Below are 7,253 nucleotides of genomic sequence, written 5' to 3' on the forward strand. Positions count from 1 at the left end.
GCAGCAGGTGATTTAAGTACTGAGATTGAAGTGGAGTGTGATGATGAATTTGGTACTTTAGCACAGAATATAAATACAATGTTAGCTGGCTTTCAAGGTATGATTACAAGCGTTACTCAAACTGGAGATAGATCAGAGACAGTAAGTAATGAACTAAATAATTCTAGTCAAAGAACAGCTAGTGCTTTAGAAGAGGTGTCGGCTTCGATTCAGAGTCTATTAAATACAGTTGAACATGTAGATCACAACTCGCAGGCAATGGCGCAAAATGCAGAGGAAGTAAAGGATTTAGCTCAAGATGGTTTAGAGCAGATGAATGATACGCAAACTAAGATGAATCAGATTCTTGATACTTCTGAAGATTCAATCGAGATAATTTATGAACTGCAGGATGCCTCTGAAGAGATAGATGATATTGTAAATGTTATTTCTGATATAGCAGAGCAGACAAACTTATTAGCTTTAAATGCTTCCATTGAAGCAGCAAGGGCAGGAGAAGCCGGTCATGGTTTTGCCGTTGTAGCCGAAGAAATTAAAGACTTATCAGAAAAGACGCAAAGCTCGATTGATAATATTAAAAATATCATTCAAAAGTTGACTTCTAGAACCGATAAAGCAGTCGAAACTATTAAAGAAAATAATAATCAAATTGATTCTGGAGTAGATGCAGCAAATAAGACTGAAGACTATTTTCAAAAGATAGTATCTAGAATTGAAGAGGTAAACGAAGAAGTACAGCAAGTAGCTAAGCACAGTCAAGAACTATTGGCAGGTAGCCAAGAAATATCAGATGCTACAGAAGAACAGAATGATGCTATGGATAAGATCACTAACTCTAGTCAGAAGTTAAATAGTATGGCAGAACAGTTGAATGTGTTAGTGAGTCAATTTGAAGTATAGTAGATAAGTTAAAAATTTAATATATAAAGATTTAACATAAGCAGGTTCCTAATTTTTCTCTCCCCCTTTAAGAGAATTAATGGAATCTGCTTATGTTTTTTTTATATAATTTAATAATTTTGTCGATTAGAAGCTTGACAATTAAGAATAAACTTATTATACTTAATGTAAAGATGAATGGTATATACAACATAACGATATATAGTAATGTTGTATGCTCAAAAAAGGGGGAGATAGTATGAGTGAAGAAAAAGTATCTAAAGATAATCCGTTACCTTTGTATCATCAGTTAAAAGAAATCTTAAGTAAGAAAATAAAAGATGAAGTTTTAGAGCCAGGTGATCCAATTCCGACGGAAAGAGAATTAGTTGATGTTCATGGTATAAGTAGAATGACGGCAAGAAAAGCAGTGATGGCTTTAGTTAATGAAGGTTTATTATATAGAGAACAAGGGAGAGGAACTTTTGTTGCTGAACCGGAGCCCAAAATGAAACATGAGCTTTCTGAATTAACTGGATTTACTGAAGAAATGAAGGAAAAAGGTTTAGAAACTAAAACAGAAATAGTTGATTTTGATTTAGAAATAGCTAGTAATGACATTCGAAAACATTTAGAATTACCAACTGAAATTGAACAAGTAATTAAAGTTAAGAGACTTCGGTATGTAGAGAAAGAGCCTTTTTCCTTAGAAACAGTTTGGATACCTTATGATCTTGTACCAGATTTGACTGAGGAAGTATTAACTGGAGCTTCTTTATATGAAATATTTAGAAAAAAATATGGTCATCAGTTAGAAGAAGCAAGACAAACTGTAGAACCAATAATGGTGACAGAAAATGAGGGAGAATTATTGACTATAAGTTCTAAAGCTTTAGCTTTATTGTTTAGAAGAACAACTTATTTAAAGGAAGAAAGGATTATTGAGTATACTAAAGCTATTTATAGAAGTGATAACTTTGAACATGAAGTCATTTTGAAATAAATAGGAGTGATATGATGCTAACAAAGGAAAGAAATCAAGACACTCTAGATATTGATAAATTAGATTCATTAGGGATTATAAATAAAATAAATAATGAAGATAAAAAGGTTGCTTTAGCAGTAGAAAAGGAGAAAAAGAATATAGCTCAAGCAGTAGATTTAATAGTAAATAGTTTAAAAAATGATGGTAGACTATTTTATGTTGGTAGTGGAACTAGTGGGAAATTAGGTGTTATGGATGCTTCGGAGTGTCCACCTACTTTTGGTGTCAAAGATTCATTAGTACAAGGGATTATTTCTGGAGGAGAAGAAGCTTTAAGTGGTTGGTTAGAAGGTACAGAAGATGACCAAGAGTTAGCAGTAAATGATTTAAAAGAAAAAAATCTAACTGAACAAGATGTTGTAGTAGCAATAACTGCTAGTGGAAATACTCCATATGCTATTGCAGCTATTGAATATGCTAAGCAAATTGGTGCTACTAATATTGCTTTGATTTGTAATCCTGAGGGGGAATTGAAAAATAATTGTGAGCAGTGTATTTGTGTTGATGTTGGTCCAGAAGTTATTATGGGTTCTACTAGAATGAAGGCAGGCACAGCTCAGAAAATGGTTTTAAATATGTTAAGTACTGCTAGCATGATTAAATTAGGAAAAGTTTATAGTAATTTAATGATTAATGTACAGCCAATTAATAAAAAGCTGAAAAGAAGAGTTGAAAAGATTGTACAATTAGCAACAGATGCAGATGAAGAGTCCATATTAGAGGTTTTAGAGAAATGTGATTATGATGCTAAGTTGGCAATAGTTATGATTGAAAAAGAGTGCGGGGTACAAGAGGCTAAAAAATTTATAAAAGAGAAAAATGGGATTATCAATCAATCTGTTTTGTAGTCTTATGCTAGGAGATGATAGTAATGATGGGGATAAAAAATGGCAAAATAATAACTGAGAATAAAATTTTAAATGATAAAGTATTGATTTTTGATGAGCAGGTAGTTGAGATTGTTGAGTCAGAAAAAATAGTAGAAAATGATGTTGAGTTAATAGATGCTAAAGGTAATTATATTGCCCCAGGATTTATAGACCTTCATATTCATGGAGCCAAAGGATATGATACTATGGATGGAAATGAAGAAGCGTTATCTACTATAAGTGAAGTTATTTCAAAGAAGGGAGTTACTTCTTATTTACCGACTACAATGACTATGGATCAGGAATCAACTCATCAAGCTTTGGATGTAATAAAAGATTTTATGAGTAAGAAGGTAAAAGGGGCTAAAGTTTTAGGAGCTCATTTGGAAGGACCATTTATTAATGAAGAATATAAAGGTGCTCAAAATGCTAGTTATATTCAAGAACCGAACTATGAATTTATTGAAGACTATATTGATGTAGTAAAAATGATTACTTTAGCACCTGAAGTTAATCAAGGCTATAAATTTATTGAGCAAGTAAAAAATGAGGATATTGTATTATCAATAGGTCATTCGAATGCTAAATATGATGAAGCTGTAAAAGCAATTGATAAAGGTATTTCTCATGCTACTCATATTTTTAATGCTATGTCTTCTTTTCATCATCGTAAACCAGGAGTAGTAGGAGCTGTGTTTAATACTGATATCACTTGTGATCTAATAGCTGATAAAATACATGTACACCCAGATAATTTTGATTTGTTATTGGATATTAAAGGAGCAAGTAAAGTTAATTTAATTACGGATTCTATGCGGGCAGGTTGTATGAAAAATGGCATTTATGAATTAGGAGGCCAAAAAGTAACAGTAAAAGATGGGTCGGCTAGATTAGATGATGGAACTTTAGCAGGCAGTATTTTGACTTTAAATAAAGCTGTTAAAAACTTCAATGAATATAGTAGACTTGAATTTGTAGATGTTGTTAAATTAGTTACTTTAAATCCGGCTAGGATATTAGGGATTGATGATAATAAAGGAAGTATCAAACCAGGTAAAGATGCAGACATCACTATATTTGATAATGAACTAGATATTAAAACAACAATTGTTGAAGGAAAGATAGTCTATAATAATTTAAAATAGAGGAGAGATAATATGTTTAATGTTTTTAAATCAGATGACAAGATAAATTTATTTGCTCCTATGGATGGTAGAATAGTTAAATTAGAAGAACTTTCTGACCCTGCTTTTTCACAAAAAATGTTAGGAGATGGTATAGCAATTGACCCTAGTAATGATGTAGTAGTTTCTCCTTGTGAAGGAGAAATAGTAAAAATGTTTGATACTAATCATGCAGTTGGTATAGAAACAGAAGAAGGAGTAGAAATCTTAATCCATATAGGAATTGATACTGTGAAATTAGCCGGAGAAGGATTTACAAGAATAGCTGAAGACGGTGATAAAGTAAATGTTGGTGATGAATTAATCAGAATAGATAGAGAATTCTTAAAAGAAAATGCTCCATCATTAGTTACTCCAATAGTAATAACTAATTCTTTTGAAGTGAATCAAGTTATAGATTCAAATAAAAAAGTTGCATCTGGAAAAGATAAAATACTGCAAATAAGTTTATAATCCTATAAATAAAAACCAAACTAAGTATCAAAAAAGAGAGGGGAATTCAAATGAAGAAAAAAATTGTTAGTCAAGTTCAAAGGATTGGTAAAGCTCTAATGTTACCTATCGCTGTTTTGCCTGCTGCAGCATTATTATTGAGGTTAGGTGCTGGAGACGTTTTAGACATATCATTTGTAGAAGCTGCTGGATCGGCTATTTTTAGTAATTTAGCTTTACTATTTGGTATTGGGGTAGCAATTGGTATATCATTTGATGGCTCTGGAGCTTCAGGTTTAGCTGGTGCTGTTGGATACTTTGTAATTACTGAAGGGACTCAGGCAATTAATGAAGATATTAATATGGGGGTTTTAGCTGGAATTATTGCTGGTGTTGTTGCAGGAGCTTTATATAATCGTTTTCATGATATTGATTTACCAGATTATTTAGGTTTTTTTGCTGGGAAACGTTTTGTTCCAATTGTTACTGGAGCTACCTGTGTGCTGTTAGCTGGAATATTTGGTTATGCTTGGCCCCCGATTCAAGCTGCTATTGAAGCAGTAGGTAGTTGGATTATTGGAGCGGGTGCTTTAGGTGTATTCGTTTATGGGGTTTTAAATCGAGCCTTAATTCCTTTGGGGTTACACCATGTAATGAATAGTTTTATTTGGTTTGTATTTGGGGAGTATACAAATGAAGCTGGTAAAGTAGTAACTGGAGATCTATCGAGATTTTTTGCTGGAGATCCTAATGCGGGAAGTTTTATGGCTGGATTTTATCCAATTATGATGTTTGGATTGCCTGCAGCTGCTTTAGCTATGTATCATACAGCAAAAGATGAACACCAAAAAGAGGTATCGGGTGTATTATTTAGTATAGCATTTACTTCATTTTTAACTGGTATTACAGAACCGCTTGAATTTAGTTTCATGTTTTTAGCACCTTTCTTATATGTTATACACTCGTTATTAAGTGGGGTTTCAATGGCAGTAACTTATATCTTTGGTATAAAACATGGTTTTGGATTTTCTGCAGGTGCGATTGATTATGTTTTGAATTATGGATTAGCAACTAAGCCTATTTTATTAATTCCAATGGGTATTGTTACTTTTGCCATTTATTATTTCTTGTTTAAGTTTGCAATTCAAAAGTTTGATTTACCAACTCCAGGTAGAGTGGGAGCAAATGAAATTGATAATGATATGAGTGTTATGCCAGACGAAGGTGAAAGTCAAGATAACTCTGTTTCTGGTAGTGGTAATAAAGCTCAGAAGTATATTGAATATTTAGGAGGAGAAAATAATTTAGAAGAGGTTGAATCCTGTGTTACTAGATTAAGATTAAGTGTTAAAGATACTAATAAATTAAATGAAGCTGGTCTTAAAAAACTAGGAGCTAGTGGTATTATTAAACTAGATGAAGAAACTGTTCAAGTAGTAGTTGGTACTAAAGCAGAAAAAATTGCTATTGCAATTAATAAAGAGTTAAAGTAATTAATCGAAAAAAAATAGAATTTTTAATTAGGTATTAAATAATTTTTTCAGAGTGCAGCCTTGATATTCTATAAAATGTGGAAATAATAATTTTATAATTGTTTGATTTGAAGATTATAATAGAGATTCATTAAGTGAACTGCTATATTATAGGTATTGAGACTGCACTTTATTTAAACAGAGATAATGAGGGGGAAGAATAATGAGATTACAAGTTTTAGAAAACTATAAGGAAATGAGTGTTAAAGCTGCTAGTATCATAGCTAGTCAAGTTATTTTAAAGCCTGATTCTAATTTAGGATTGGCTACTGGTTCTACACCTCTAGGAATGTATGATAAATTGGTGGAAATGTATGAAGAAGACTTAGTTAATTTTGAAAAAGTAGTAACATTTAATTTAGATGAATATGTAGGGTTAGCTGCTGACCATCCTCAAAGTTATAATTATTATATGTTTGATAATTTCTTTGAGATGGTGAATGTGCCTAAAGATAATATAAATATTCCTTCGGGAATAGAAGATGATCTAAAGCAAGTTTGTAAAGACTATGACCAAAAAATAAATGATTATGGTGGAATTGATTTGCAGGTGCTCGGTATTGGTAAAAATGGGCATATTGGTTTTAATGAACCAGATAATAAGTTGAGGACAAATACTCACGTTGTAGAACTTAATGATGAGACAATTAATGATAATAGTAGATTTTTTGATTCAATAGATGATGTTCCTAAAAAAGCAATTTCAATGGGTATGAGTTCAATTATGAAAGCTCAAAAGATACTGTTATTAGCTAGTGGAAAACAAAAAGCTCAGGCAATTAAGAAAGCAATTAATGGAGAAATTACAACCGAACATCCTGCTTCTTTATTACAGCTACATTCTGATGTTACTATTTTAGTTGATAAAGATGCAGCTAAATTAATAAGTAAATAATAAGATCATAAAAAATAATTCAGTGGGGGAATAAGAATGATGAAAGATAAAGTAGTAATTTCAAATGAAACGGGTTTACATGCTCGACCAGCTTCTATGTTAGTAGATGAGTCTAGTAGTTATGAGGCAGATGTTAAAATTGTATATGATGGACAAGAAGTTAATGCCAAGAGTATTATGGGAGTTATGAGTTTAGGAATTAGTCAAGATGCAGAAATTGAAGTTCAGGCTGATGGTGAGGACGAAGAAGAAGCTGTTAAGGCAGTAGTAGAATTAATCGAAAGTGGCTTTGGTGAAGAATAAAAAAAAGGGGGGGCTGAAAATGAGTCAACAATTAACAGGGGTAGCAGCTTCCCCAGGCGTAGCTATTGCGGAAGTGTTGGTTTTAGAAGATGAGATAGATTATGAAGAAAGAAC

General features: G+C 32.1%; 8 protein-coding genes. All 8 read left to right on the top strand.

Translation table 11 applies throughout. The annotated features are described in order from the left end of the window. Positions 1–900, top strand: a 900-nt coding sequence (locus JOC47_RS15105) for a methyl-accepting chemotaxis protein (RefSeq protein WP_204703252.1), incomplete at its 5' end; no start/stop codon positions are given. Between the two features lie 238 nt (positions 901–1,138). Then, on the top strand, positions 1,139–1,882 hold the full coding sequence (locus tag JOC47_RS15835; protein ID WP_204703254.1) for a GntR family transcriptional regulator: 744 nt from the start codon (positions 1,139–1,141) through the stop codon (positions 1,880–1,882). A gap of 14 nt (positions 1,883–1,896) precedes the next feature. Further along, the gene (gene murQ, locus JOC47_RS15115; protein ID WP_204703255.1) at positions 1,897–2,772 is read left to right on the top strand and encodes an N-acetylmuramic acid 6-phosphate etherase; all 876 of its coding nucleotides are present in this window, start codon (positions 1,897–1,899) and stop codon (positions 2,770–2,772) included. A gap of 23 nt (positions 2,773–2,795) precedes the next feature. Beyond that, entirely contained in the window at positions 2,796–3,938 is a 1,143-nt protein-coding gene (gene nagA, locus JOC47_RS15120; protein WP_204703256.1) for an N-acetylglucosamine-6-phosphate deacetylase, read from the top strand. Positions 3,939–3,950: 12 nt separating this feature from the next. Continuing rightward, positions 3,951–4,430, top strand: coding sequence for a PTS sugar transporter subunit IIA (locus JOC47_RS15125; RefSeq protein ID WP_204703257.1), 480 nt, complete (start codon positions 3,951–3,953; stop codon positions 4,428–4,430). A 50-nt stretch (positions 4,431–4,480) separates the two neighbouring features. Next, complete coding sequence (gene nagE, locus JOC47_RS15130; RefSeq protein ID WP_204703258.1) at positions 4,481–5,902, top strand: N-acetylglucosamine-specific PTS transporter subunit IIBC; 1,422 nt, start codon at positions 4,481–4,483, stop codon at positions 5,900–5,902. Between the two features lie 202 nt (positions 5,903–6,104). After that, entirely contained in the window at positions 6,105–6,836 is a 732-nt protein-coding gene (nagB, locus tag JOC47_RS15135) for a glucosamine-6-phosphate deaminase (protein WP_204703259.1), read from the top strand. Positions 6,837–6,872: 36 nt separating this feature from the next. Beyond that, complete coding sequence (locus JOC47_RS15140; RefSeq protein ID WP_204703260.1) at positions 6,873–7,139, top strand: HPr family phosphocarrier protein; 267 nt, start codon at positions 6,873–6,875, stop codon at positions 7,137–7,139. Positions 7,140–7,253: the final 114 nt, after the last annotated feature.

The organism is Halanaerobacter jeridensis (assembly GCF_016908315.1).
GTDB classification, from domain to species: domain Bacteria; phylum Bacillota; class Halanaerobiia; order Halobacteroidales; family Halobacteroidaceae; genus Halanaerobacter; species Halanaerobacter jeridensis.